The following is a 26,350-nucleotide window of genomic DNA, read 5'->3' on the forward strand; positions in this document are numbered from 1 at the left end:
CGCCAACGCAGCCCGTCAGAGGCGAAGCGTCGGCGCCCTGCAACGAATCGATACGGATTGATCCGCGGGCATTCGGCCCGCACCCTCAAAAGGAGACGTCTCGTGCATCGCAACAAGCTTCATGTCGGCCTGCTGGCCGCTACCGCTGTCCTGGTCTTCGCTGGTTCGGCCAACGCGGCCGATCTGTACGGCGGCGGCGCCACCTTCCCGGCCCCGGCTTACGTCGGCGACCTGTACAACGGCACCTCGCCGGTCGCCAAGCTGTCGCGCGATTCCGCCATCACCCTGCCGGCCGTGACCTTCAGCGTCGCCGGCCTGGGCAACTCCACGGGCACCAAGGTTCCGGTGTTCAAGGACTACCACACCCGTTACTCGGCCGACGCCGTGTCGTACTGCCAGACCGGCAGCGGCACCGGCAAGAAGATCCTCAACAACGACGGCATCTTCGCCAACGGCGCCTGCTCGCCGGCCGGCATCACCGGCTTCAGCTCGGTCTCGGGCCAGTCGGCTCCGGACTTCATCGGCACCGACGCGCCGATCGCGACCGCCGACTACAACACCTTCATCACCAACATGGCGTCCACCCGCACCGCGATCGTGCAGATCCCGGTCCTGGCCGGCGCCATCGCCCTGCCGTTCAAGGACACCGCCGGCGGCCTGACCTCGGTCGCGCTGAACACCGAGCAGGTGTGCCGCATCTTCGCCGGCGACATCAAGAACTGGAACGACTCGCGCCTGACCTCGCCGGTGGCCGGCTCGCACCCGATCACCATCGTCTACCGTTCGGAAGGCAGCGGCACCTCGTTCGCCTTCACCAGCTACCTCGCCGCGCAGTGCAACGGCAAGTTCGGCCTGGCCACCGACTTCTTCAAGCCGAACCAGAGCTTCGCCACCGCCGCCGCCCTGGCGCTGCCGAACTACTCGGCGTCCTCGGCCCAGGCCGGCAACAACGGCGTGGTCTCCAAGGTCAAGTCGACCACCGACGCGTTCGGCTACGCCGACATCGCCGAAGTGCTGAGCCAGGGCGTGATGTACGCCTCGGTCAACGGCAACGACCCGGCCCTGTTCGGTTCGACCGGTCCGGTCAGCCTGGCTCCGGCCGCGCTGCTGTCGGCCAAGGTGCTCGACGGCGCCACCGTCGGCGACGTGCCGGCCAGCGTCGCCGCTCCGGCGCGCAACTGCACCCGTCTGGTCAACCCGACCGCCGTGATCTCGGGCGCTTATCCGATCGCCGCGGTGACCTACCTGGCCGCCTACTACGCCGGCAACGGCGCCAAGGCGACCCCGATCAAGAACCTGTTCAAGCAGTTCTACGGCCCGACCACCGCCGGCGCTCCGGACCCGCGCGTCGCGCTGCCGACCGGTTATGCCTACATCGACGGCAACACCCTGTTCCGCAGCTCGGCGGTCGGTTCGATCAACAGCTGCATCAACTGATCGCGGGCGCGGCGGCGGCAGGGATTGCCGCCGCCGCGCATGGCGGCAGGTTCGAAACGATGCTGTGAAGCAACCTCGCAGCGAGCCGCACCGCAAAAGCGATCGCGCAAAAAAGAAAAGCTCCCCGGTCGCATCGGGGAGCTTTTTTCTTGCCCGTCCGCCTGGCGGCGGTGCCTCGGGTCAGGCGTGGATCGGTCTTGCGCGGCTCGATCTTGCTTGGATCAATCCTGCTCGGATCAGGATCGGCTACGGATCAAGTACCGCAGAAGCAGGTCGCGTTGGCGCCGACGCGCGCGCCGGCCGGGCTTTCGGCGTAGACCGAGCAGGCCGAGGTGTCGGCGGTGCCCTTGTTGGCCGGCGCCTGGGCCTTGGCGTTGCAGGTGCTGACCGAGACGCGCTTGCCGTTGCCGACCACGGTGGTGATGCAGTTCGACGACACCTGCTCGCCGCTGCTGAGGTTGGCGGTGTTGTCGACCGCGATGACCGCGTCGCGGGTGGTGGCCAGCGCGGTGCCGAACACTTCGACCTTGGTCGAGCCGGTCGGGCAGGCGAAGTCGGCGGTGCAGAACGCGCTGTCGCCGGCGGCGGCGCCGTCGACCGTGGCGTAGACCTGCACCACGCCCGGCAGCAGCTTGAGCGTCTTGCACTGGCTGGCGGCATCGGCGTGCGGGGCGGCGAGCAGGCCGAGGCCGAGCGCGGCGACGGCCGCGAACAGCTTGGCGCGGATTGCGTAGTCCATGAGTTGTCTCCTTGAAGGTTGGATGGAACCGGCGCGGATGCGCAGCATCCGGGGGACGCGGACTTGCGTGCTGACGAAGGGCGTACGGCAGCGGCCGCATCGCGCGGCCGCGAGGAGAATGCAGGTGAAAGGCCAAAGGCCGGATCGCGCCGGTGGGCGTCGGCCGGTAGTGCGCAGCGTCGTGGGCGTGCGTGTCCCCGCGCGCTAGGAGAGCAAAGCCACGTGTCGGCGCGGTTGCACGGATGTGAACGCGTGCATGAATGCGCGTGCCGCCGCGCACACGGCGCGGCGGCCGGCGAGTCTCAGTTCTGGCTGCGCGCGAGCTTGCGTTCGCGCCGGTGCATCAGCACGCCGGCGACGCTGACGCCGATCGCCACCAACACCACGATGATCGAGGTCAGCGCGTTGATCTCCGGGGTGACGCCGAGCTTGACCTTGGAATAGACCAGCATCGGCAGCGTGGTCGAGCCCGGGCCGGAGGTGAAGCTGGCGATGACCAGATCGTCCAGCGAAAGCGTGAAGGCGAGCAGCCAACCGGCCAACAGCGCAGGCGCAATCAACGGAAGCGTAATGACGAAGAACACCCGCCACGGCTTGGCGCCGAGGTCCATCGCCGCTTCTTCCAGGCTGGCGTCCATCGAGGTCATGCGCGAGCGCACCACCACGGTGACGTAGCACGCGGTCAGGGTGATGTGGGCCAGGGTGATCGTGGTCATGCCGCGCTCGGGCCAACCGAACACCTGCTGCAGGCCGACGAACAGCAGCAGCGAGGACAGGCCGAGCATCACGTCGGGCATCACCATCGGCGCCGAGTTCATCAGGCTGAGGATGCCGCGCCCGGGGAAGCGGCCGAAGCGCGACAGCGCCAGGCCGCTGGCGGTGCCGAGCGCGACCGCGGCGGTCGCCGAGATCGCGGCGATGATGAGGCTGCGCTGCGCCGCCTCCAGGATCTGCTCGTTCTGCGCCAGCGCGGCGTACCACTTCAGCGAGAACCCGCCCCAGGTGGTGGCGCGGTCGGAGCCGCTGAAGGAATAGACGATCACCGACACGATCGGCAGGTACAAGAACGCATAGCCCAGCGCCATCATCGTGTACAGCGCGAACGGCCGCCGCTTCACGACTGGGCCTCGCGCGCGACGCGACGGTTTTCGATGTATTCGAACAGCAGCGTCGGCAACACGATCAGCAGCAGCATCGCCACCGCGATCGCCGCCGACAGCGGCCAGTCGCGGTTGGTGAAGAACTCGGTCCACAGCACCCGGCCGATGGTCAGCGCGTCCGGGCCGCCGAGCACGTCGGGGATCACGAACTCGCCGACCGCCGGAATGAACACCAGCAGGCTGCCGGCGAGGATGCCGGGGAACGACAGCGGCAGGGTGATTCGCCGGAACGCCTGCCACGGCTTGGCGCCGAGGTCGGCGGCGGCTTCCAGCAGGGTGAAGTCCAGGCGGATCAGGGTCGCCGCCAGCGGCAGGATCATGAAGGGCAGGTAGTTGTAGGTGATGCCGATGTACACGGCGAGGTTGGTGTGCAGCACCGCCTGGCCGGGTTCGAGCAGGCCCAGGCCGACCAGCGACTGGCTCAGCCAGCCGTTGGCGCGCAGCAGGCCGATCAGCGCATAGGTGCGCAGCAGCGAACTGGTCCAGAACGGCAGGATCACCAGCACCAACAGCAGCAGCCGCCACAGCCGCGGCGCGCGGGCGATGCCGTAGGCGATCGGATAGCCGAGCAGCAGGCAGCACAGGGTCGAGACGCTGGCGAACAGCAGCGACTTCAGGTACGCCGCGATGTACAGCGGGTCGGCCAGCAGCGCGGCGTAGTTGGCTGCGTGCAGGCGCAGTGTGGTGGCGCCGTTCTCGGCGGTTTCCAGCAGCGGCGTGTACGGCGGCACCTGGCCGAACACCGACTCGGCGAAGCTGATCTTCAGCACGATCAGGAACGGCACGCAGAAGAACAGCGCCAGCCACAGCATCGGGACCGCGGTGACCAAGAGCCGCCCGCGTCGTGTGCGGAATTCGTCGCCTACGGCGCGGAACCAACCGAAGAGGTTATAAACGACCTCCGCCCAGAAACCCCAAATCCCCGAGCCGCGCTTTTGCTGTTGCGCGCTCATGCCCGCGCTCCCGTCGCCGCTGCGGCCGCGAAACCCGAATGCGAAAGTCCGCCGCTCACGACGTCAGCACCACCGCGCTGGCCGCATCCCACGACAGCCACAGCGTATCGTCCCAGTCGTAATGCGGCTCCGAACTGCGCGCCACATGCGTCTCCTGCACGCGCAGCACCGCGCCGGCCTCGGTCTGCACGTGATAGATCGACACATCGCCCAGGTAAGCGATATCGCGCACCTTGCCCATCACCGCGTTGTCGAAGCCCTCGGGCTTGCTCTCGTGCACGTCGATCTTCTCCGGCCGCACCGCGATGCCGACCGCGGTGCCTTCCGGCAACGGATCGGGATGGCGCGCGAGCAGTTGGCCGCCGACGCCGTCGCACTGGATGCGCAGATCGCCGTCGCCGTCCTGGCCGAGCACGCGGCCTTCGAGCAGGTTAATGCCGCCGATGAATTCGGCGACGAAGCGCGTCGATGGGTATTCGTACAGCACCGCGGGCGTTGAGACCTGGACGATGCGGCCGGCGTCCATGACCGCGATACGCGAGGACATGGTCATGGCTTCTTCCTGGTCGTGGGTGACCATGATGAAGGTGGTGCCGACGCGTTCCTGGATGCTGACCAACTCGAACTGGGTGTGTTCGCGCAGCTTCTTGTCGAGCGCGCCGAGCGGCTCGTCGAGCAGCAGCAGCTTGGGCTGCTTGGCCAGCGCGCGCGCCAGCGCCACGCGCTGGCGCTGGCCGCCGGACAGCTGGTCGGGCTTGCGGTTGCCGAGCTGCGGCATGCGCACCAGCTCCAGCATCTGCTGCACGCGGTCGCGGATCTCGCCGGCGCCGGGCTTGGCGCCGCCGCTGGAATGCTTGAGGCCGAAGGCGATGTTCTGCGCCACGCTCATGTGCGGGAACAGCGCATAGCTCTGGAACATCATGTTGACCGGCCGCTGGTACGGCGGCAGGTCGGTGACGTCGATGCCGTCGATCAGCACCCGGCCGCGGTCGGGCGATTCGAACCCGGCCAGCACCCGCAGCAAGGTGCTCTTGCCCGAGCCCGAGCCGCCGAGCAGGGCGAAGAACTCGCCGCGGTACACGTCCAGCGAGATGTCGTCGCAAGCGTAGACCTTGCCGAAGGTCTTGGTGACGCCCTCGATGCGCACGAACGGCTGCGCGGCGGGATCGCGCCAGGGCTCCAGCGCGGGGCTGCGGACGGGGACGCTCACGCGCTCAGTGCCCGCTCTTGATGCTGGTCCAGGCGCGCACGCGCTGGCGCTGCACGTCCTCGGGCAGCGAGCGCGGATCGACCAGCTTGGCGCGCACCGCTTCGGGCGGGTACACGCCCTGGTCCTGGGCGATCGCCGGATCGACCAGCGGCGCGGCGTCCTTGTTGGCGCTGGCGTAGGCGACGTGGTTGCTGATCGCCGCGGCGACCTTGGGGTCGAGCAGGTAATCGATGAAAGCGTGGGCGTTGCCGAGGTGCTTGCTGTCCTTGGGGATCGCGATCACGTCGACCCAGCGGATCGCGCCTTCCTTCGGAATTACGAAGCGCAGGTTCGGCGCCGGCTTGCCGGCCTTCTTGGCCGCGTCGAACGCGGCGGTGCTGGCCTGGGCGATGTCGCCGGAATAGCCCATCACGATGCAGGCGTCGCCGTTGGCGAAGGCGTCCTTGTACTCGGCGTTGTTGAAGGTGCGCACGTACGGGCGGATCGCGGCGTAGACCTTCTTGACCGCGTCGATCTCGTCGGCGGCGCCGGCGTTGGGATCGCGGCCGAGCCAGATCAGCGCCGCGCCGAAGGCCTCCTGATCGTCATCGAGCACGGTGATGCCGCACTTGCCGAGCTTGGCCGCGTTGGCCGGATCGAACAGCAACGACCACGAATCCAACGGCGCGTTCTCGCCGAGCGCCTGCTTGATCTTGTCGACGTTGAGGCCCAGGCCGGTGGTGCCCCACATGTACGGCACCAGATGCTCGTTGCCCGGGTCGATCGAGGCCAGGTTCTGCAGCAGCTGCGGGTCCAGGTGGCTCCAGTTCGGCAGCTTGCTCTTGTCGAGCTTGGCGTACATGCCGGCCTTGACCTGGCGCTGGGCGAACGGGCGCGCCGACGGGAACACCGCGTCGTAGCCCGAAGCGCCGGCGCTGAGCTTGCTTTCCAGGGTTTCGTTGGCGTCGTAGACGTCGTAGTTGACCTTGACGCCGGTGGCGGCCTCGAAGTTCTTGACCGTGTCGTCGGCGACGTAGTCCGACCAGTTGTAGACGTTGAGCACCTTCTCCTCGGCGCCGGGCTTGGCGGCGGGGGCGTTGGCGTCGGCGGCGGGCTTGCCGCCGCAGGCGGCGAGCATGAGGACGGCGCAGGCGAGCGGGGCGAGGCGCAGGGTCACGGCGTCGTATCTCACAGTGTTCTCCAGGAAGACGGGCCCGCCGGGGCGGAGCGCAGGCGGGGCGTTGGCGGGGATGTTCGGAAACGGGCCGCGCGGTGTCAACGAATTATCGGGTCTGGCGAGTCTAGGGCGCGTTTGCGCGCGGTCGGCGCCGCGATGCGAGGCGAGCGCCGGTGTGCGCGCGACGGGCCGCGCCTTCGGCAGCGGCGGCGACGTGGCGGCTCAGGGCTGCGCCGGACATGCACCGGGCCGGGACCGGCGCGTGCGCTTGCGACCGGCTCCTCGCGCGCCGCGCCGCCGCCTGCTGTATCGTCGCGCTCCGGCCGCCGGCCCGCGCCGCCGCCGCAGGGCTCGGCCGCTGCCGCCGGTATACGTTTTCGCCGCTTCGTTCCGCCGCTGCGCGGGCCATCAGGGAGATTCCGCATGTCCGACCGCCGCCTCCATGCGCGCCTGCGCGCCCCGCAACTGCTGCTGGCCGCCGCCCTGGCCGCGGCCGCGCCCTGGGCCTGCGCGCAGGAATCCGGCCAAGGCGAAGGCGACAGCGAGCGCGACTGGAACCTGCGCGGCGGCGTCACCGCGATGAGCGACTACGTCTGGCGCGGCGTATCGCAGACCCAGGAAGACCCGGCGCTGCAGGCCGAGATCAACCTCGAACACCGCAGCGGCTTCTACGCCGGCCTGTGGGCCTCGAGCATCGACTTCACCGCCCCGGGCGAGGAACACGACGGCGTGCGCTACGAACTCGACGGCTACGTGGGCTGGTCGGGCGAACTGCGCCCCGGCCTGGAACTCGACGTGGTCCTGACCCGCGCCGCCTACCCGGGCGCCAAGCGCGGCTTCGACTACGACTACACCGAGTTGGAAGGCACCTTGAGCTTCGCCGAGCACTACCACGTCGGCCTGGCCTATTCGCCGGATATCTTCGGCCTCGGCGGCAAGGGCTATTACTGCAACGCCGGCGGCGAATGGCCGCTCGGCGAGAGCGGCTTCGGGCTCAAGGCGCAGATCGGTTATTACGACCTGCAGGATCCGCTCGGCGACAGCTACAACGACTATCTGTTGGCGCTGACGCGCGAGTTCGGGCCGGTCCATGCCGAGCTGCAATACACCACGACTTCCAGTTACGGCCCGAAGATTTCCGAGGGGCTGGACGACAAGAAGCTGGCCGACGGAAAAGTCGCGGTGTTGGTGGGCTGGAAGTTCTGAGTCGTCGCGGCGATGCCGCCGACCTGAGTCGGGCAAGACAACGCGAAATCAAAATGGGTTCCGGCAAAAGCCGGAATCCGTTTTTGCCGTTGCTTTTGGCTCCCCCCGCCGCCCCGAACTCGCCACAGACAAAAGTAGACCCGAAGGGCGCGCGCATGGATGCGCGCGTGCGGGACCGGGGCAGGATGCCCCTCGTCCCGCATCCCTGCGCAGGCATCGAAACATAGTGGCTCTTGATTCGAAGAACAGGGAAGCGCCTTTCTTTGGTTGGCGGTTTCTAAGCTCAAGTGCATCACCCACCCAAGGGTTCTGTACATGGGCCAGCAGTACGCGCACCTCAGTCCAGAAGAACGTGGCGCCATCATGGCCTGGGTCCGCCAAGGCCTCAGCGTCCGTCAAATCGCCCGTGAATTGCAGCGGGCGCAAAGCACCATCACCCGCGAACTACGCCGCAACGGCCATCGTCCGCGCAACGGCCGGGCGTTGACCGGGCGGCCGCGCAAGGTCCAGGGCTACGATGCGGCCCTGGCCCAGCAACGAGCGGTCGGGCTGCGGCAGCGGCCTCGTCGGCCGCGCAAGTTGCGAGTCGGCGCCACGCTGTGGCCCGAGGTGCTGATCCTGCTTCGCGCCGGCTGGTCGCCGCAGCAGGCCTCGCTCAAACTGCGTCGACTGCACCCCGACGACCCGGCTTGGCACGTGTCCCACGAAACCATCTACACCGCCTTGTACGCGATGCCGCGCGGCGAACTGCGTCGCCAGATCCTGTTGCGACACAAGCGCGCGGCACGGCGACCGCAGCCTCGCACGCCCGATGCCCGCGGCCGAATGACCGATCTGCCCAGCATTCACGACCGTCCACGGGAGGTCGAGGAACGGCTCCTGCCCGGCCACTGGGAAGGCGACCTGATCAAGGGCGCCCGCAACCAATCGTCGGTGGGGGTGCTGGTCTGCCGGCAAAGCCTGTTCGTGATGCTGGTGCGGCTGCCCGACGCCACCGCCCAAGGCGTGCTGGAGGGCTTCACCCAGGCCTTCGCACGGCTGCCGCCACGACTGCGCAAAACGCTGACCTACGATCAAGGCAAGGAAATGGCCTTGCACCGTCAGCTCAGCAAGGGGGTGGGGCTGAAAGTCTACTTCGCCGATCCGCACAGCCCCTGGCAACGCGGCCGCTGCGAGAACATCAATGGCCTGCTGCGCCAATATCTGCCCAAAGGCACGGACCTGTCGGTACACAGTCAGCGCGATCTGGATCGCATCGCCTGGCGCCTGAACATGCGACCGCGAGTGAGCATGGACGTGCGCATGCCGGCTGAGGTGTTTTTGGAAAAGCTGTACGGCCGGCCCGTGAACTTTTCCATTGAGGATGTGATTGCGGTGGGGTGATGCACTTGGATATTGACTCCGCCGTTACTTTCTTTGGCAAGACAAAGAAAGTGACCCGGCCGCTTGCGGACGGAAGCTGTTGATCATTGCTTGTCCTCACTCGTCACAACGAGGCCCGCTAAAGGTTCGTACCCGACTGTAGGAGCGACGCGAGTCGCGACCGCGCCCTCGCAGCCATTGCGCAGGTTTCGTCGTAGTTGTGTTTTCGCGGTCGCGACTCGCGTCGCTCCTACAGCGGGGGCGGTGTTCCGCGGTGGCTTTCGTCGTTGTCTTCATGGCGGATGATGACAAGCCACAATCCAGAGCTTTCGTCCGCAAGCGGCCGAGTTACTTTCTTTGTCTTGCCAAAGAAAGTAACCAAAGAAAGGCGCTTTCCTTGTTTTCGAATCAAGAGCCACTATCGTTCGATGCCTGCGCAGGGATGCGGGACAAGGGCCATCCTGGCCCGGTCCCGCACGCGCGCATCCATGCGCGCGCCCTTCGGGTCTCTGTTTGCCTGCGGCGAGTTCGGGGCGGCGGGGGGAGCGAAAAGCAACGGCAACGGCAACAGCTTGTGGATTCCGGCTTTCGCCGGAACGCCGGATACGGAGCAGACAGGGAGCGCCGCGTTTTTACCCACCTGTCGCGCGTCCGCACACCGTCTCCACCAATCCGCGCAGCCACGCATTCGCCGGATCGCCTTCGCGATTGGCATGCCAGTACAAATGCACCTGCGCCGCCGGCAGCGCGAAGGGCAGCTTCACTCGCGCCAAGCCGCTTTCCGGCGCGATCCGCGCCGCCACGCTCTCCGGCAAGGTCAGCAACGCATCCGACTGCGCCGCGACCGCGCACGCGGCGTGGTAGCTGCGGCAGCGCAGCGCGATGCTGCGCTGATGGCCCAGATTGAGCAGGGCCAAGTCCTCGATCACCTGTCCGGTCGCGCGCGCGGACACCGCCACGTGCTGCGCCTGCAAGTACTGCTTCAGGCTCAGCCGCCGCGCCAGCGCATGGCCGGCGCGCAGCACCACGCAGAAACCGTCCTGGAACAAGGGCCGGTGGCGGACCGGGTCGCGCACCGGCAAGGCCACGTCGACCGCCAGATCGACTTGCCCGGCGGCCAGTTCGCGGCCGAGGTCGCGGCGCGGCAAGGCCACGCTGGCCAGGGTCGCGCCCGGCGCCTGCGCGCGCAGCGCCTGCATCAGCGCCGGCAGCAGCACGCTCTCGGTCGCTTCGGGCAGGCCGATGCGGAAGCCCTGGCGGCTCGCGGCCGGGTCGAAACGGTCGCGGTGGCTCAGCAGTTCGCGCAGCCGCGCCAGAGTGTCGAGCAGCGGCGGCGCCAGCCGCTGGCAGGCCGCGGTCGGGCTCATGCGGCGGCCGTCGCGCACGAACAGCGGGTCGTCGAACTGGCGCCGCAGCCGCGCCAGCGCATGGCTGACCGCCGACGGGGTCAGGAACAGCGCCTGCGCCGCGAGGCTCAGATTGCGTTCGCGGTACACGGCCTCGAACACCTTGAGCAGGTTGAGGTCGAGCTGCTCGCTGCGCGGCTGAATCTGATTCATAACAGTACGTTAGCAAAGATCACTTCATTCATTCCGGCCGCGGGCCTAGGATTCGTTGCGGCCGGAGCGTTCCGGCATCCGGAACTCTCGCCATGGATTTCGCCCCCAGCGCGCGCAGCCAGGACTATCTGCAGCGCCTGCAAGCTTTCCTCGACCGCCACGTGGCCCCGTTCGACGCGGTCTACCGGCGCGAGAACGCCGAACTCAACGCCGGCGCCGACTGGCGCCGCTGGCGCGTGCATCCGCGCATCGCCGAACTCAAGGCGCTGGCGCGCGAGGCCGGCCTGTGGAACCTGTTCCTGCCCGATCCCGAACTCGGCGCCGGCCTGTCGGTGCTCGACTACGCGCCGCTGGCCGAGGCGATGGGCCGCTACGAGTTCTGCGCCGAGATCTTCAACTGCAACGCGCCGGACACCGGCAACATGGAAGTGCTGTACCACTACGGCAGCCCGGCGCAGAAACAACGCTGGCTGCGGCCCTTGCTGGACGGCGCGATCCGCTCGGTGTTCTGCATGACCGAGCCGGACGTGGCGTCGTCGGATGCGACCAACATGCGCGCGCAGATCCGCATCGAAGGCGACGAGGTGGTCGTCGAAGGACGCAAGTGGTGGTCCACCGGCATCGGCCATCCCGATGCGCGGGTCGCGATCTTCATGGGCCTGACCGATCCGGACGCCGCGCCGCATGCGCGTCACGGCATGGTGCTGGTGCCGCTGGATGCGGCGGGCGTAACGATCGAACGCATGCTGCCGACCTTCGGCGAATACGACCCGCCGTACGGCCACGGCGAGGTCAGTTTCGACCGGGTGCGGCTGCCGCTCGACCACTTGATCCAGGGCCCGGGGCAGGGCTTCGCCATCGCCCAGGGCCGGCTCGGCCCGGGCCGCATCCACCACTGCATGCGCGCGATCGGCGCGGCCGAACGCGCGCTGGAGCTGCTGATCCGCCGCGGCGCGCAGCGCGAGGCGTTCGGCCAGCCGATCCTGCGCCTGGGCGGCAATCTGGAACGGGTGGCGCAAGCGCGCATGGCCATCGACCAGGCCCGCCTGCTGACCCTGTACGCTGCCTGGAAGATCGAACGCTTCGGGGTCAAGCAGGCGATGAGCGAAATCTCCGCGATCAAGGTGGTCGCGCCGAACATGCTGCAGCAGATCGTCGACGAGGCGATCCAGATCCACGGCGGCGCCGGCGTCAGCCACGACACGCCGCTGACCGGCCTGTACGCGCTGGCGCGCGCGCTGCGCATCGCCGACGGCCCCGACGAAGTGCATCGGGCGATGGTGGCGCGGGTCGAACTGGCCAAGTACGGCTTCGGCCGCAAGCAGGAGGCGGCATGAGCGCGGGCTTGCGGGTCTTCATCACCGGCGGCGCTTCCGGCCTCGGCCGCGCGCTGGCCGAAGGCTATGCGCGCGACGGCGCGCGCGTGCTGATCGGCGACGTCAACGCCGCGCGCGGCGAGGAAACCCTGGCGGCGCTGCGCGCCTTGCAGCCGCAAGCGCATTACCTGCACTGCGACGTGACCCGCGAAGACGATCTGCACGCGGCGGCGCAGTGGATGCAGGCCAATTGGGGCGGCGCCGATCTGGTCGTCAACAACGCCGGCGTCGCCGACATGGGCCCGGTCGAGGCGATGCCGCTGGCCGACTGGGAATGGATGGTGCAGATCAACCTGCTCGGCGTGGTCCGCGGCTGCAAGGCGTTCATCCCGATGCTCAAGCGCCAGCGCGGCGGCGCCTTGCTCAACATCGCTTCGATGGCCGGGCTGGTGCATCCGCCGTTCGCCGGCGCCTACAACGCGACCAAGGCCGCGGTGGTGGCGCTGTCGGAAACGCTCAAGGCCGAGCTCGAACCCGACGGCGTGCGGGTCAGCGTCGCCTGTCCGGCGTTCTTCCGCACCAACCTCGGTGAGAGCCTGCGCACCCGCGATCCGCGTTATGCGCGCTGGATGAAGAAGCTGGTCGCCGATTCGACGATCGACGCCGACTCGATCGCCGCGCGCATCCGCGCGGGCGTGGCGCGCGGCGAGTTCCGCATCCTCACCCATCCGTCCGCCAAGCGCTTCTGGATGCTCAAGCGCCTGCTTCCCTACAACTGGTTCGAAGCGGCGATGCGCCGCGCCGGCGGTGGCGGCCGCGCGCGCTCGCAACCGGCGGACGGGCGCGCATGAGCGCGGACGCGGCGCCCGCGCGCGACGACGCGCGCCCGGTGCGCGCCGGCGAGGAACTCGACGCCGCCGCGGTCGACGCCTGGCTCAAGCCGCGCCTGCCGCATCTGCAAGGCCTGCCCGAGGTCGCCCAGTACGCCGGCGGCGCGTCGAACTGGACCTACCGCCTGCGTTACGCCAACGACGACCTGATCCTGCGCCGCCCGCCGGCCGGCAAGAAAGCCAAGTCCGCGCACGACATGGGCCGCGAGTTCCGCATCCAGCAGGCGCTGCGGCCGGTGTTCGCGTTCGTGCCGCGGATGTACGCGCACTGCGACGACGACAGCGTGATCGGCGCGGAGTTTTATGTGATGCAGCGCCTGGACGGGCTGATCCTGCGCAAGAATCCGCCGCCGGGTTTTGAGCTTTCGCGCGAACGCGTGGCGACGCTGGCGCACAACGTGCTCGACACCTTGATCGCGCTGCATCAAGTGGATTACCGCGCCGCCGGCCTCGACGGCCTGGCGCCCGGCGCCGGCTACGCGCACCGGCAGATCGCCGGCTGGAGCAAGCGCTACGGCGACGCGCGCACCTGGAACGTCCCGCGCGGTGGCAAGATCATGGCCTGGCTGGGCGAAAATCTGCCGCAGGACGAACTGATCCGCCTGACCCACAACGACTTCCGTTTCGACAACGTGGTGCTCGACCGCGCCGACCCGACCCGGGTCGTCGGCGTGCTCGACTGGGAACTGGCGACGCTAGGCGATCCGCTGATGGACGTAGGCAATCTGCTCGCCTATTGGGTCCAGGCCGACGACGACTTCATCGCCCGCGACACTCGCCGCCAGCCGACCCATCTGCCGGGCATGCCGAGCCGGCGCGAGGTCATGGACTACTACAGCGAGCGCACCGGCTGGCGCCCGCGCAGTTGGGCGTTCTACGAGGTCTACGGCCTGTTCCGGCTGTCGGCGATCGCCCAGCAGATCTATTACCGCTATCACCACGGCCAGACCCGCAACCCGGCGTTCAAGCGCTTCTGGCTGTCGGTGAACTACCTGCACTGGCGCTGCCATCGCGCGATCGCGCGCGCGAGGCGCGGCGCATGACGACTACGATCCACCTGATCCGCCACGGCCAGGCCGCGTTCGGCGCCGCCGACTACGATCAACTCAGCGAGCTGGGCCGCGAGCAATCGCGCCTGCTCGGCGCCGCGCTGGCGCCGCTGGCGGGCGAGGGCGACGTAGCGATCTGCGGCGGCATGCGCCGCCATCGCGAGACCGCGGAAGAATGCCTCGCCGCGATGTTCGCCGGCGACGATCCGTCCGCCGCCGCGCAAGCAAGCCCCTCTCCCGCTGGCGGGAGAGGAGTTGGGGCGAGGGCCCCCACCTGCGACGCACGCTGGAACGAATTCGACCACGTCCAGATCCTCGCCCGGCACCGCCCCGAGTACGCCGACCACGAACGCCTGCGCGCCGACCTCAAGACCGAAACCGACCCGCACCGCGCCTTCCAGAGCCTGTTCTCCGCGGCGATGCAGCGCTGGGCCGGCGGCGAATTCGACCACGACTACGACGAAGCCTGGCCCGCGTTCCGCGCGCGCTGCGTGGCCGCGGTGCAGGCCGCGGCCGCCGCCGCCGCCGGCGCGCGCAACGTCTGGGTGTTCACCTCCGGCGGCCCGATCGCGGCGATCGCCCAGCACCTGCTCGACGCGCCCGACGCGCAGGCGCTGCGCCTGAGCTGGACCCTGGTCAACGCCAGCCACACCCAGGTGCACGTCGCCCGCGGCGGCTTGCGCCTGTCCACCTTCAACGGCCACGCGCACCTGTATCCGCGCGACGGCCTGATCACCTACCGCTGAGGCCCACCGACATGCGCAAGCGCATCCTCATCACCGGCGCCAGTTCGGGCCTGGGCCGCGGCATGGCCCGCGAGTTCGCCCGCGCCGGCCGCGACCTCGCGCTGTGCGCGCGCCGGATCGACCGGCTCGACGCGCTCAAGGCCGAACTCGAAGCCGAGCACCCGGGCATCCGCGTCGCCGTGCGCAGCCTCGACGTCACCGACCACGACGCGGTGTTCCGCGTATTCGGCGAACTGCGCGACGAACTCGGCGGCCTCGACCGGGTCGTGGTTAACGCCGGCATCGGCCAGGGCGCGCCGGTCGGCAAGGGCCAGTTCGCCTTGAACCGCGCCATCGTCGAAACCAACTTCCTCGCCGCGCTGGCGCAGTGCGAAGCGGCGATGGAGATCTTTCGCGCCGCCGGCCAGGGCCATCTGGTGCTGATTTCCTCGATGAGCGCGATGCGCGGCCTGCGCGGCGGCCTGACCGCTTACGCCGCCAGCAAGGCCGGCGTGGCCGCGCTGGCCGAAGGCATCCGCACCGACATGCTGCGCAAGCCCTCGATCCGGGTCAGCACGATCTTTCCCGGCTACATCCGCACCGAAATGAACGACGGCGCGCCGGCGTCGCACACGCCCTTCATCATCGACGAGGCGACCGGCTGCCGTTTGCTCGCGCGCGCGATCGAAGGCGAAAAGAACAAGGCCTACGTGCCGTGGTGGCCGTGGGCGGCGGTGGGCTGGTGGATGAAGCGCGCGCCGCTGGCTTGGGTGGCCAAGCTCAACTGAATCTCGGCTTGCGTCGTAGGTGCGGCGACGCGGTCGCGGCTTGCGCCGCTACAGGAACAAACGAAGCCGGCCGCAATCCCTGTAGGAGCGGCGCAAGCCGCGACCGCACCACCGCAACTACGACCTATCATCCCGCGCGCCGGCAGCGCCGAAAGCCGCGATGAACCCCGAGGCAAGGCCGATCCACGAAAGACCGAGACGATTCCACCGCCGCCTCAGTCCCGCGCCGCCTTGCCGCTATCGCAGCACTCCGCCGCCAGATCCTGCAGGATCGGACAATCCGGCCGCTCGTCGCCGTGGCACTGGCGCGCCAGCTCCTCCAGCGTGCGCTGCATCGTCTGCATCTCGCGCACTTTCTCGGCCAGTTCCGCGGCGTGGTCCAGCGCCAGCCGCTTGACCTCGGCGCTCTCGCGCGAGCGGTTGTCCCACAGCCCCAGCAGGGTCTCGATCTGCTTGATCGAAAAACCCAGCGAGCGCGAGCGCTTGATGAAACGCAGCCGGTGCAGGTCGGCGTCGCTGTAGAGGCGGTAGCCGGCGACGCTGCGCCCGGCTTCGGGAATCAGGCGGATGCTCTCGTAGTGGCGGATCATCTTCGCGCTGACCCCGCTGAGCTGCGCGGCCTCGCCGATGTTGTGCAGGCCTTCGGCCTTGGCCTGGGCCAGTTCGGGCGCGGACAGGTGGCGGTTCATCGGTTGCGGACTCCTCAACGAAAACGGGCGCGCGGCGGCGTTCATGCCGACGGCTTCCAGCGGCGCAGCAGCAAGGTGTTGGCGAGCACGCTGACGCTGGAGAACGCCATCGCCGCGGCGGCGAACACCGGGTCGAGCAGGCCGAACGCGGCCAGCGGAATGCCGACGACGTTGTAGCCGAAGGCCCAGAACAGATTTTGGCGGATCTTGCGGGTGGTGCGACGGGAAATGGCGATGGCGTCGGCGACCAGCGCCGGTTCGGCGCGCATCAGGGTGATGCCGGCGGCCTGCATCGCCACGTCGGTGCCGCTGCCCATGGCGATGCCGACGTCGGCCGCGGCCAGCGCCGGCGCGTCGTTGACGCCGTCGCCGACCATCGCCACCGCGCCGCCTTTGGCGAGGTCGGTGACGGCCGCGGCTTTCTGTTCCGGCAGCACGTCGGAACGCACGTCGTCGATGCCGAGCTGCTGCGCGACCGCGTTGGCGGCGCCGGCGTGGTCGCCGGAGATCATCGCCGTGCGCAGGCCCAGCGCGTGCAGCCGCGCGATCGCCGCGCGCGCGCCGGGACGCGGCGCGTCGCGGAACGCGAGCAAGCCGAGCACCTGCGGCGCGGCGCCAAGGCGCTCGCGCGCGAGCCACGAGACGCTGTGGCCGCGGTCGGCCAGGTCGCGCGCCTGCGCGCGCAAGCCGCCGAGTTCGGCGCCGGCTTCTTCGAGCATGCGGGTGCTGCCGAGCGCCAGCGCTTCGCCGGCGACCACGCCGCGCACGCCGCGGCCCGGCACCGCGCGCAGTTGCGCGGCCTGGGCGACGGCGACGCGTTCGCTGGCCGCGGCGTTCAGCACCGCCCGCGCCAGCGGATGTTCGCTGCCCGATTGCAGCGCCGCCGCGCGCGTCAGCAGCGCGTTGCGGTCGCCGTCGGCGGCGATCCATTCGGCCAGCACCGGCTTGCCTTCGGTCAGGGTGCCGGTCTTGTCGAACGCGACGATGCCGATGCGGTGCGCGCTTTCCAGCGCTTCGGCGTCCTTGATCAGGATGCCGTGGCGCGCGGCGACGCCGGTGCCGGCCATGATCGCGGTCGGCGTGGCCAGGCCCAGCGCGCACGGGCAGGCGATCACCAGCACCGCGACCGCGTGCAGCAGCGCCTGGCTCCAGTCGCCGCTGTACGCGCCCCAGCCGATCAGGGTCAGCACGGCCAGCGCGATCACCACCGGCACGAACACCGCGCTGACCCGGTCGACCAGGCGCTGGATCGGCGCTTTCTTGGCCTGCGCGTCCTCGACCATGCGGATGATCCGCGCCAGCGCGCTTTCCGCGCCGACCGCCAGGGTTTCCACCACGATCCGGCCTTCGCCGTTGACCGCGCCGCCGGTGACCTTGTCGCCTTCGCCGCGCGCGACCGGCAGCGATTCGCCGGTGATCAGCGATTCGTCGGCATGGGTGCGGCCTTCGACGATGCGGCCGTCGGCGGCGATGCGTTCGCCGGGCAGGACCACGACGCGGTCGCCGACCTGCAGCTGGGCGATCGCGATCTCGCGTTCGACCCCGTCCTTGAGCACCCGCGCGCGCGCCGGCCGCAGCGCCTGCAAGGCGCGGATCGCCGCGGTGGTCTGGCGCTTGGCCCGCGCTTCCAGCCACTTGCCGAGCAGGATCAGGGTGACGATCGCGGCCGAGGTCTCGAAGTACAGCGCCATCGTTTCGCCGCGCAGCAGGTGGTACAGGCTCAGGCCGTAACCGGCGCTGGTGCCGAGCGCGACCAGCAGGTCCATGTTGCCGCTGCCGGCGCGCAGCGCGGCCCAGCCGGCGCGGTAGAAGCGCGCGCCGAGCCAGAACTGCACCGGCGTGGCCAGGGCGAACTGGACCCAGCCCGGCAGCATCCAGTGTTCGCCGAACAGCAGGCCGAGCATCGGCGCGACCAGGGGCAGGGTCAGCGCCGCGGCCAGCAGCAGATGGTGGGTCTGGCGGCGAAGCGCCGCCTGGGCCTGGGCTTCGCGCGCATCGATGTGGCCGGCGGGGGCGGGATCGGCCGCGCCGACGGCCTCGTGCGCGGGCGCGCCGCCGCCGGAGCCGTCGCCCGGGCCGTCGCCGCCCGGCAGGCGGGCCTGATAGCCGGCGCGGGCGACCGCCTCGATCAGCGCGGCCGGCTCGACCGAACCCAGCGCCTCGACCCGGGCGCGCTCGGTGGCCAGATTGACCGTGGCCGCGAGCACCCCGGGCACCGCACGCAGCGCCTTCTCGATCCGGCCCACGCAGGAGCCGCAGGTCATCCCGCTCACGTCCAGGGTGGTTTCGCGCGCCGGCACGGCGTAGCCGGCGGCGCGCACCGCGGCGACCAGCTCGGCCGGGCTGAGCGACGGCTCGTAGGCGACCTCGGCGCTCTCGGTGGCCAGGTTGACCGTGGCCTCGGCGACCCCGGGCAGGGCGCGCAAGGCCTTTTCGATCCGGCCCACGCAGGAGCCGCAGGTCATGCCGGCCACCTCGAAACGCAGGCGTTGCAGGGCGGGGTTGGGTACGGCGGTAGCGCTCATGGGGGACTCCCGATTGGCTCGATGCCGCACAGGCTGGGGGTTCCCATGATAGTAAGGTCAAGGTTGGCCGCGGCGGGTGAGACCGGGCCGGTGAATCGTTCAGTCGCACCCGCTGAGACGCGCCGCCGCCAGGCTGGCCGATGCCACAATCGCCCCCATCTCGGGACTCTCCCCGCATCGCCGCCGCCGGCAGGCCGCCGCTCATGCCGCTAGACGACTTCCATCCCGCCGTCGCCGCCTGGTTCCGCGGCGCGTTTCCGGCGCCGACCCGGGCGCAGGAACTGGCCTGGCCGAACATCCGCGCCGGGCGCAACACCCTGGTCGCCGCACCGACCGGTTCGGGCAAGACCCTGACCGCGTTCCTGGCCGCGATCGACGCGCTGGTGCGCGAAGGGCTCGAACACGGCCTGGGCGACGAAACCCAGGTGGTCTACGTCTCGCCGCTGAAGGCGCTGTCCAACGACATCCATCTGAACCTGGAAGCGCCGCTGGCCGGCATCGCCGAACAGTTGCGGCGAATGGGGCTGGCCGACCCGGGCATCCGCACCGCGGTGCGCACCGGCGACACCCCGGCCGGCGAGCGCACGGCGATGCGCAAGCGCCCGCCGCACATCCTGGTGACCACGCCCGAATCGCTGTACGTGCTGCTCGGCTCCGAATCGGGGCGGGCGATGCTGGCGACGGTGCGTTCGGTCATCGTCGACGAAATCCACGCGGTCGCCGACGACAAGCGCGGCAGCCACCTCAGCCTCAGCCTGGAGCGTTTGCGCGAACTGTGCGCGGCGCCGCCGGTGCGGATCGGCCTGTCGGCGACGCAGAAGCCGATCTACGCGGTCGCGCGCTTCCTGGTCGGCAGCGACGCGGTCGCCGCCGACGGCACGCCCGACTGCGCCATCGTCGACATCGGTTACGACAAACGCCGCGATCTGGCTCTGGAGCTGCCCGGCTCGCCGCTGAGCGCGGTGATGTCGCACGACCAGTGGGACGAGGTCTATGCGCGTCTGGCCGAACTGGTCGAGCAGCACCGCACGACCTTGGTGTTCGTCAACACCCGGCGCATGGCCGAGCGCGCGGCCAAACATCTGGCCGACAAGCTCGGCAAGGACGCGGTCGCCGCGCACCACGGCAGCCTGTCGCGCGAGCTGCGCCTGGACGCCGAACAGCGGCTCAAGCGCGGGCAACTGCGGGTGCTGGTGGCGACCGCGTCGCTGGAACTGGGCATCGACATCGGCGATGTCGATCTGGTCTGCCAACTCGGTTCGCCGCGCGCGATCGCCGCGTTCCTGCAACGCGTCGGCCGCGCCGGCCATCACGTCGGCGGCGTGCCCAAGGGCCGGCTGTTCCCGTCCACGCGCGAGGATCTGGTCGAATGCGCGGCGCTGCTCGACAGCGTGCGCCGCGGCGAACTCGACGCGCTGCGCATCCCGCCGGCGCCGCTGGACGTGCTGGCCCAGCAGATCGTCGCCGAGGCGGCGATGCGCGACTGCGGCGAGGACGAACTGTTCGCCTGCGTGCGCCGCGCCTGGCCTTACGCGCAACTCGAACGCAAGCAATTCGACGAGATCGTGCGCATGCTCGGCGACGGCTTCACCACCCGGCGCGGGCCGCGCGCGGCGTACCTGCATCGCGACGCGGTGAACAAGCGGCTGCGCGCCCGGCGCGGCGCGCGCATGACCGCGGTGATGTCGGGCGGCACCATTCCCGACACCGGCGACTACGCGGTGGTGCTGGAGCCCGAGGCGCAGATCATCGGCAGCGTCAACGAGGATTTCGCGGTCGAAAGCCTCGGCGGCGACGTGTTCCAGCTCGGCAACGCCAGCTACCGCATCCTGCGGGTGGAGCCGGGCAAGGTGCGGGTCGAGGACGCGCAAGGCCAGCCGCCGAACATCCCGTTCTGGCTCGGCGAAGCGCCGGGACGCACGGACGAACTCTCGCACAGCGTCTCGCGCCTGCGCGCGGCCGCGGACGCGGCGTTCGCGCGCGCCGCCGACAGCGCCGGCGCGGCGCGCCTGCTCGCCGACGAGTTCGCGCTGGATTCCGCCAGCGCGCTGCAACTGGCCGATTATCTCGGCCGCACCCGCCATGCGCTGGGCTTGGTGCCGACCCAGGAAACCCTGGTGTTCGAACGTTTCTTCGACGAATCCGGCGGCACCCAGCTGGTCATCCATTCGCCCTACGGCAGCCGCATCAACAAGGCCTGGGGGCTGGCGCTGCGCAAGCGCTTCTGCCGCAAGTTCAACTTCGAACTGCAGGCGGCCGCGACCGAGGACGCGATCGTGCTGTCGCTGTCGACCAGCCACAGCTTCCCGCTCGAAGACGTGGCGCGCTACCTGCATTCGGCCTCGGCGCTGGACGTGCTGACCCAGGCCTTGCTCGACGCGCCGCTGTTCGGCGCGCGCTGGCGCTGGGTCGCGACCACCGCGCTGGCGTTGCCGCGCTTCGTCGGCGGCAAGAAGGTCGCGCCGCAGTTGCAGCGGATGAAAAGCGAGGATCTGCTGGCGACCGTGTTTCCCGATCAGGTCGCCTGCGCCGAGAATCTGGCCGGCGAGCGCGAGGTGCCCGATCATCCGCTGGTCGCGCAGACCTTGCACGATTGCCTTTACGAAGCGATGGACAGCGAAGGCTGGCTGCGCATGCTGCGGCGGCTGGAGGCCGGCGAGATCCGCGTGCTCGGCCGCGACGTCACCGGCCCGTCGCCGATCGCCGCCGAAGCGCTCAGCGCCAAGCCTTACGCCTTCCTCGACGATGCGCCGATCGAAGAACGCCGCACCCAGGCGGTGATGGCACGGCGCCACGGCGATGCCGACAGCGCCGACGATCTGGGCCGGCTCGACCCGCAGGCGATCGCGGCGGTGCGCGAGGAAGCTTGGCCGGAAGTGCGCGACGCCGACGAAATGCACGAAGCGCTGATGGGCCTGGGTTTCGTCGCTGTGGGCGAGGCGCAAGCGCATGCCTGGGACGGTTGGTTGCAGGCGCTGGCCGAAGCCGGACGCGCCACCGCGCTGCGCCTGCGCGAAGGCGATGCGGCGCCTGCGTGGTGGGTCGCGACCGAAAACCTGCCGCAAGCGCGGGCGTTGTTCCCGCAAGCGCAGGCGCAGCCGGCGGTGACGGTGCCGGCGGAGTACGCGCAGGCGCAATGGAGCGAAGAAGCCGCGCTGATCGACGTGCTGCGCTCGCGCCTGACCGCGCTCGGCCCGACCACGGCCGCGGTCCTCGCCGCCGACGCGCAGCGCGAACCGGGCGAAGTGGAACTAGCCCTGCTGCGCCTGGAGTCCGAAGGCTACGTCATGCGCGGCCGTTTCGAACCCGACAGCCTGCTCGGCGGCGACGAACAATGGTGCGAGCGCCATCTGCTCGCGCGCATCCACCGCTACACGGTCGGGCGCCTGCGCCGCGAGATCGAACCGGTGGCGCCGCGCGACTACGCGCGTTTCCTGTTCGACTGGCAGAAGCTCGCGCGCCCCGCGCGCATGAGCGGGCCGCAGGCGCTGCGCGCGGTGCTCGAACAGCTCGAAGGCTTCGAAGCGCCGGCCTCGGTGTGGGAGAGCGAACTGCTGCCGGCGCGCATCGGCGACTACGAATCCGGCTGGCTCGACGAACTGTGCGCGGCCGGTCGGGTGACCTGGGCGCGGCTGCGCCCGCACAACCTCGCCGCCGGCGCCGAGCCGGCGCCGCCGCAGGGCGTGCCGAGCGTGCGCCAGACCCCGATCGTGCTGCTGCCGCGGCGCGCGCTGGCGGATTGGCAATGGGCCGCGGGCCGCAACGCCGATCCCGCGCCGGTGTCCTCGCGCGCGCAACGCGTGCTCGACGCGCTGGCCGCGCGCGGCGCCTCGTTCTTCGACGAACTCGAACGCTCCGCGCACCTGCTGCGCACCGAACTGGAGGAAGCGCTCGGCGAACTGGTGGTGCGCGGCCGCATCACCTGCGACAGCTACGCCGGCCTGCGCGCGCTGCTGGTGCCGCCGTCCAAGCGCGCCAGCAGCCACGGCCAGCGCCGCCGCCGGGCGATGCTGACCGACCTGCAGGACGCCGGGCGCTGGTCGCTGACGCGGCCGGAGCAAGCGCCCACGCCAGCCGGCGCGGCGCAAACCGACGCTGCGCAGGCGGCCGAATCGCTCGAACACATCGCCTGGCGCCTGCTGGAACGCTACGGCGTGGTGTTCTGGCGGCTGATCCAGCGCGAGGCGGCGTGGCTGCCGCCGTGGCGCGACCTGTTGCGGGTCTATCGGCGCCTGGAAGCGCGCGGCGAAATCCGCGGCGGCCGCTTCGTCAGCGGCATGGCCGGCGAACAGTACGCATTGCCCGACGCGGTCGCCGCGCTGCGCCAGGTGCGCCAGCGCGAACACGACGGCGAAGTGCTGTGCGTGTCCGCGGCCGATCCGCTGAACCTGACCGGCAGCGTGCTCGCCGGCGCCAAGGTGCCGCGCATTCCCGGCGCGCGCATCGCCTTCCGCGACGGCGTCGCGGTCGCGAGCCTGCTGGCGGGGCAGGTGGAGTGGATCGAAACGCTGCCGGCCGATGCGCAGCGCGAGGTCCAGCGCTTGCTGTTGCGGCGTCCCGACAGCGTCGCTGCGGCGGCGGACTCGCGCATCGACGAAGTCATGCGCAATCTCGGCCTCGGCGCGCGCTGAATCGGACGGCGCGCGGCGCTGAGCGGTTCAGCGCAAAAGCGCGACGCAGTTCCGACGAAACGAAAAATAACGTAAATCCGGATGCGCGCGGCGTGCGCAATCGCGCGCCGCATCGCCGTTTGTCGCATTCGCGTTCGAACACGCGTCGCGCATGTTCGCGCGAAACTGAACCCGAAAAAAATGCATCGGCGCCGCGTCGACGCGATCTTCGCGCCGAGCGGTGGCATGGTTGCCCGCGGGGGCCGTGAACGAGCGAATGCGCCAACCTGCACGTCTCGCCTACGAGACTTGCGATTTGATCGTTGCGCCGCATCCGCATCCTGCCACTGCGCGCCGGGTCGGTCCGTGCGCTGCAGCCTTCGAGGAAACGCAATGCGCCTGGACACCCCGCATAGCCCGCCGACCGCCCGCACCGCCGCCGCGAACGCGGACCGCGCGCCGAGCCGGTCGTCGCCCGACGCGCTCGACCTGGACTCGGAACTGAGCTACTGGCGCGCGCATTACCGCTTGCTGTTCGGCCGGCCCGGCCTGCGTTTCAGCGATTACGAGCCGGCGGTCAAGCTCGGCCTCGACGCGTACATGCGCGGCCAGATCGAAGACCGGCCGCTGGCGGAAGCCGAATTGCGCGACCGCTACCGTCGCGTACACGGCGCCTCGCGTCTGGACTGGAACGACGCGCGCGCGGTCGCCGCCGCGGCTTGCGAGCGCCTGCAACGCGAGCGCGGCCCGCGATGAACCTGGTGCGCCGCAGTTTCGAGCGCGGCGCCAAGGCCGCCGCGCGCTTCACCGGCCATCCGCTGTGCTTCGGCCTGGCGGTGGCGGTGGTGCTGGCCTGGGTGGTGTCGGGGCCGGTGTTCGGCTACAGCGACACTTGGCAGTTGGTCATCAACACCGGCACCACCATCGTCACCTTCCTGATGGTGTTCCTGATCCAGAACTCGCAGAACCGCGATTCCGCCGCGGTGCAGATCAAGCTCGACGAGTTGATCCGCGCGACCCGCGCGGCCGAGAACGCCTTGCTGGATCTGGAAGAACTCGACGAGGACGCGCTGGAGCGCTTCCGCAAGCGCTACGAAGATCTGGCGTGCAAGGCGCGCGACGAGGCTAAGCGGCGCGGCGGCGGCAAGCGCCATAGCTTTCGCGGCGAGGAACCGCGCGATGAGGCCTCGCGCGGCGAGGCAGCCGACGCCGACCGTTGACGCCTGCAGTTTCTTGGGAGGGCCTGCGCCCGACGCCTTGCCGGATTACGGTGATCCGCGCGAGGCGTCGGGCCGCAAGGCCGCGCGCATTCGCGCCTGTCGCCCGCGCCGGCCGTGACGCCGCGCGCATGAATCCGCCACTCGGCCTTAACGCCACGGTCCTCGGCGCTTAACCGCGTCGCCGTTAGCGTGGACACCGACAACGCGATGCGCCATTCGCGCCGTCCGTCGCCGAACACCGCCCACTGCGGCTTCGCCGACGACGCGATCGATCCACGCGGCCCGCCCCACGCGGTTCGCCCCAACGGAGATTCGAGCATGTCACGCGGCGACAAGTCGTCCTACACCGACAAGCAGAAACGTCAGGCCGAACACATCGAGGAAAGCTATCGCAAGGAAGGCGTGCCGAAGCAGGAAGCCGAAGAACGCGCCTGGCGCACCGTCAACAAACAGGATCACGGCGGCAAGAAATCGGGATCCGGACGCAAGGACTCTCACTGAGTCGTACCGACCATCGCAGCCGACCGGCTGTTCCGTAATCGTGCTCTTTCAGGAGACTGCCCCATGAAAACCATCTTCATCGCCACCGCTGCGCTGGGTCTGGCCTTCGCTTCCGGCGCTTACGCGCAATCGGCAGGCACCCGCGCCGACGCGGCCCAGGATCCGGCGGCTGCTACCGCCAACGCCGACTCGAAGCAGCCGGTCAGCGACACCTGGATCACCACCAAGGTCAAGACCGAATTGATGGCCACCAGCGGCGTGCCCGGCACCGACATCAAGGTCGAGACCGTCAACGGCGTGGTCAAGCTCAGCGGCAGCGTCGACAAGACCCAGGCCGACAAGGCCGCGTCGATCGCGCGCAATATCGACGGCGTCAAGAAAGTCGACACCAGCGGCCTGATGGCGTCGCATTCGCGCAAGTGAGCCGGGCGTCGCGCGGGCAGGCGTTCGAAGCATGCCCGCGCGACGCAGCCGCGCCCGTGCCGCCGCGGCCTGGCGGCATCGTCTCAGTCCGGGAGGCTCCGTGACCCAGCTCGCCGACCGCATTTATCGCGACGCCGCCGACATCGATCGGCTGGCGGCTTTGATCGCGCAATTGCCCGACGAAGGTTTGATCGATCTGCAGCTGATCGATGGCAGCTGGCGCGCCGCGGTCGTGACGGTGCGCCCGAGCTTGCAGACCTTTCTCGACCCCGACGGCCGCGAAGGCGTCAACGCGGTGCTGCGGATCGACGACCCGGCCAGCGGGCGCAGCGATTATCTGTGGATCGATGAAATCGCGCGGGTTCGGCCGGTGCGGTCGGCGGAGCGAGGTTTCACCGATTGATGGCGGTGCGTTGAAGCGGTGAGAGCCGCGGCTTGGAGGCTTCGCTCGTGGCGCGGGTTTCGTCGTGGTTCTGTTGGCGCGGTCGCGACTCGCGTCGCTCCTACAGTCGGCCAGCCGCGCCAAACGGTATCCATACACTATCGCGCTATAAGCGCAGGAGCGACCCCATGCCGACCTGCGATGTCTGCGGCAACGACTACGATAAAGCCTTCACCGTTTCCATGCCCGACCGTTCCGGCACCTTCGACTCGTTCGAATGCGCCATCCATGCGCTGGCGCCGCGCTGCGGCCACTGCGACTGCCGCATCGTCGGGCATGGCGTCGAGAACGACGGGCACTACTATTGCTGTGCGCATTGCGCCGAACACAGCGGCGTGCGCGGCGTGCGCGATCGGATCTGAGTTCTTGGGAGCGGCGTCTCCTGCAGAT

General features: G+C 69.7%; 22 protein-coding genes and 1 pseudogene. 15 read left to right on the forward strand and 8 right to left on the reverse strand.

The window, feature by feature from the left end:
• The first annotated feature begins 102 nt into the window (after positions 1 to 102).
• On the forward strand, positions 103 to 1,437 hold the full coding sequence (locus JHW38_RS03070) for a PstS family phosphate ABC transporter substrate-binding protein (RefSeq protein ID WP_207524565.1): 1,335 nt from the start codon (positions 103 to 105) through the stop codon (positions 1,435 to 1,437).
• Positions 1,438 to 1,690: 253 nt separating this feature from the next.
• Here the strand turns inward: JHW38_RS03070 and JHW38_RS03075 are convergent, their stop codons facing one another.
• The 5 genes from JHW38_RS03075 to JHW38_RS03095 all read right to left on the reverse strand — a co-directional run bounded on the left by JHW38_RS03075 (position 1,691) and on the right by JHW38_RS03095 (position 6,670).
• Positions 1,691 to 2,176, reverse strand: a complete 486-nt coding sequence (locus JHW38_RS03075) for a hypothetical protein (protein WP_207524566.1) — start codon at positions 2,174 to 2,176, stop codon at positions 1,691 to 1,693.
• Between the two features lie 302 nt (positions 2,177 to 2,478).
• Positions 2,479 to 3,264 (reverse strand): ABC transporter permease subunit, encoded by a 786-nt coding sequence (locus JHW38_RS03080; protein WP_428995306.1) that lies wholly within the window; start codon positions 3,262 to 3,264, stop codon positions 2,479 to 2,481.
• 26 nt (positions 3,265 to 3,290) lie between these two features.
• A complete protein-coding gene (locus tag JHW38_RS03085; RefSeq protein ID WP_242691345.1) occupies positions 3,291 to 4,148 on the reverse strand; it encodes an ABC transporter permease subunit in 858 nt (285 codons plus the stop codon).
• 196 nt (positions 4,149 to 4,344) lie between these two features.
• On the reverse strand, positions 4,345 to 5,499 hold the full coding sequence (locus JHW38_RS03090; RefSeq protein ID WP_207524569.1) for an ABC transporter ATP-binding protein: 1,155 nt from the start codon (positions 5,497 to 5,499) through the stop codon (positions 4,345 to 4,347).
• Positions 5,500 to 5,503: 4 nt separating this feature from the next.
• The gene (locus tag JHW38_RS03095; RefSeq protein WP_207524570.1) at positions 5,504 to 6,670 is read right to left on the reverse strand and encodes a polyamine ABC transporter substrate-binding protein; all 1,167 of its coding nucleotides are present in this window, start codon (positions 6,668 to 6,670) and stop codon (positions 5,504 to 5,506) included.
• 408 nt (positions 6,671 to 7,078) lie between these two features.
• Here JHW38_RS03095 and JHW38_RS03100 point away from each other — a divergent pair, with 408 nt between their 5' ends.
• A complete protein-coding gene (locus JHW38_RS03100; protein WP_207524571.1) occupies positions 7,079 to 7,861 on the forward strand; it encodes a TorF family putative porin in 783 nt (260 codons plus the stop codon).
• A gap of 315 nt (positions 7,862 to 8,176) precedes the next feature.
• Positions 8,177 to 9,244 carry an IS30 family transposase gene (locus tag JHW38_RS03105; RefSeq protein ID WP_207524572.1) on the forward strand — a complete coding sequence of 356 codons (1,068 nt, stop codon included), beginning with the start codon at positions 8,177 to 8,179 and terminating at the stop codon, positions 9,242 to 9,244.
• Between the two features lie 611 nt (positions 9,245 to 9,855).
• Here the strand turns inward: JHW38_RS03105 and JHW38_RS03110 are convergent.
• Positions 9,856 to 10,782: a LysR family transcriptional regulator gene (locus JHW38_RS03110; RefSeq protein ID WP_207524573.1), complete on the reverse strand. Its 927-nt coding sequence runs from the start codon at positions 10,780 to 10,782 to the stop codon at positions 9,856 to 9,858.
• A 92-nt stretch (positions 10,783 to 10,874) separates the two neighbouring features.
• Here JHW38_RS03110 and JHW38_RS03115 point away from each other — a divergent pair, with 92 nt between their 5' ends.
• From JHW38_RS03115 to JHW38_RS03135, 5 genes are read left to right on the forward strand one after another with little or no spacing between them, the layout of a single operon-like run.
• Positions 10,875 to 12,119 carry an acyl-CoA dehydrogenase family protein gene (locus tag JHW38_RS03115; RefSeq protein WP_207524574.1) on the forward strand — a complete coding sequence of 415 codons (1,245 nt, stop codon included), beginning with the start codon at positions 10,875 to 10,877 and terminating at the stop codon, positions 12,117 to 12,119.
• On the forward strand, positions 12,116 to 12,949 hold the full coding sequence (locus JHW38_RS03120) for an SDR family oxidoreductase (RefSeq protein ID WP_207524575.1): 834 nt from the start codon (positions 12,116 to 12,118) through the stop codon (positions 12,947 to 12,949). Before JHW38_RS03115 ends, JHW38_RS03120 begins: the two co-directional genes overlap by 4 nt.
• Positions 12,946 to 14,031 (forward strand): phosphotransferase family protein, encoded by a 1,086-nt coding sequence (locus tag JHW38_RS03125; protein ID WP_207524576.1) that lies wholly within the window; start codon positions 12,946 to 12,948, stop codon positions 14,029 to 14,031. The genes JHW38_RS03120 and JHW38_RS03125 overlap by 4 nt, the downstream gene beginning before the upstream one ends.
• Entirely contained in the window at positions 14,028 to 14,783 is a 756-nt protein-coding gene (locus JHW38_RS03130) for a histidine phosphatase family protein (RefSeq protein ID WP_207524577.1), read from the forward strand. The genes JHW38_RS03125 and JHW38_RS03130 overlap by 4 nt, the downstream gene beginning before the upstream one ends.
• 11 nt (positions 14,784 to 14,794) lie before the next feature.
• Complete coding sequence (locus JHW38_RS03135; protein WP_207524578.1) at positions 14,795 to 15,550, forward strand: SDR family oxidoreductase; 756 nt, start codon at positions 14,795 to 14,797, stop codon at positions 15,548 to 15,550.
• A 215-nt stretch (positions 15,551 to 15,765) separates the two neighbouring features.
• Here JHW38_RS03135 and cueR read toward each other — a convergent pair whose 3' ends face one another.
• Both cueR and JHW38_RS03145 read right to left on the reverse strand, forming a co-directional pair.
• A complete protein-coding gene (gene cueR / locus JHW38_RS03140) occupies positions 15,766 to 16,239 on the reverse strand; it encodes a Cu(I)-responsive transcriptional regulator (RefSeq protein ID WP_207524579.1) in 474 nt (157 codons plus the stop codon).
• 41 nt (positions 16,240 to 16,280) lie between these two features.
• Complete coding sequence (locus JHW38_RS03145; RefSeq protein ID WP_207524580.1) at positions 16,281 to 18,764, reverse strand: heavy metal translocating P-type ATPase; 2,484 nt, start codon at positions 18,762 to 18,764, stop codon at positions 16,281 to 16,283.
• 203 nt (positions 18,765 to 18,967) lie between these two features.
• Here JHW38_RS03145 and JHW38_RS03150 point away from each other — a divergent pair, with 203 nt between their 5' ends.
• The 7 genes and pseudogenes from JHW38_RS03150 to JHW38_RS03180 all read left to right on the forward strand — a co-directional run bounded on the left by JHW38_RS03150 (position 18,968) and on the right by JHW38_RS03180 (position 26,322).
• Entirely contained in the window at positions 18,968 to 23,395 is a 4,428-nt protein-coding gene (locus JHW38_RS03150; protein WP_207524581.1) for a DEAD/DEAH box helicase, read from the forward strand.
• Positions 23,396 to 23,767: 372 nt separating this feature from the next.
• Positions 23,768 to 24,130: a hypothetical protein gene (locus JHW38_RS03155; protein ID WP_242691163.1), complete on the forward strand. Its 363-nt coding sequence runs from the start codon at positions 23,768 to 23,770 to the stop codon at positions 24,128 to 24,130.
• Entirely contained in the window at positions 24,127 to 24,594 is a 468-nt protein-coding gene (locus tag JHW38_RS03160) for a low affinity iron permease family protein (protein WP_207524582.1), read from the forward strand. The genes JHW38_RS03155 and JHW38_RS03160 overlap by 4 nt, the downstream gene beginning before the upstream one ends.
• Before the next feature lie 318 nt (positions 24,595 to 24,912).
• A pseudogene (locus JHW38_RS03165) lies at positions 24,913 to 25,083 on the forward strand (HupB); the annotation flags it as partial.
• A 75-nt stretch (positions 25,084 to 25,158) separates the two neighbouring features.
• Positions 25,159 to 25,518: a BON domain-containing protein gene (locus JHW38_RS03170; RefSeq protein WP_207524583.1), complete on the forward strand. Its 360-nt coding sequence runs from the start codon at positions 25,159 to 25,161 to the stop codon at positions 25,516 to 25,518.
• A 100-nt stretch (positions 25,519 to 25,618) separates the two neighbouring features.
• Positions 25,619 to 25,921 (forward strand): DUF3247 family protein, encoded by a 303-nt coding sequence (locus tag JHW38_RS03175; RefSeq protein ID WP_207524584.1) that lies wholly within the window; start codon positions 25,619 to 25,621, stop codon positions 25,919 to 25,921.
• A gap of 167 nt (positions 25,922 to 26,088) precedes the next feature.
• Positions 26,089 to 26,322, forward strand: a complete 234-nt coding sequence (locus JHW38_RS03180; protein ID WP_207524585.1) for a hypothetical protein — start codon at positions 26,089 to 26,091, stop codon at positions 26,320 to 26,322.
• Positions 26,323 to 26,350 lie beyond the last annotated feature (28 nt).

It is taken from the genome of Lysobacter enzymogenes, from assembly GCF_017355525.1.
GTDB classification, from domain to species: Bacteria; Pseudomonadota; Gammaproteobacteria; order Xanthomonadales; family Xanthomonadaceae; genus Lysobacter; species Lysobacter enzymogenes_C.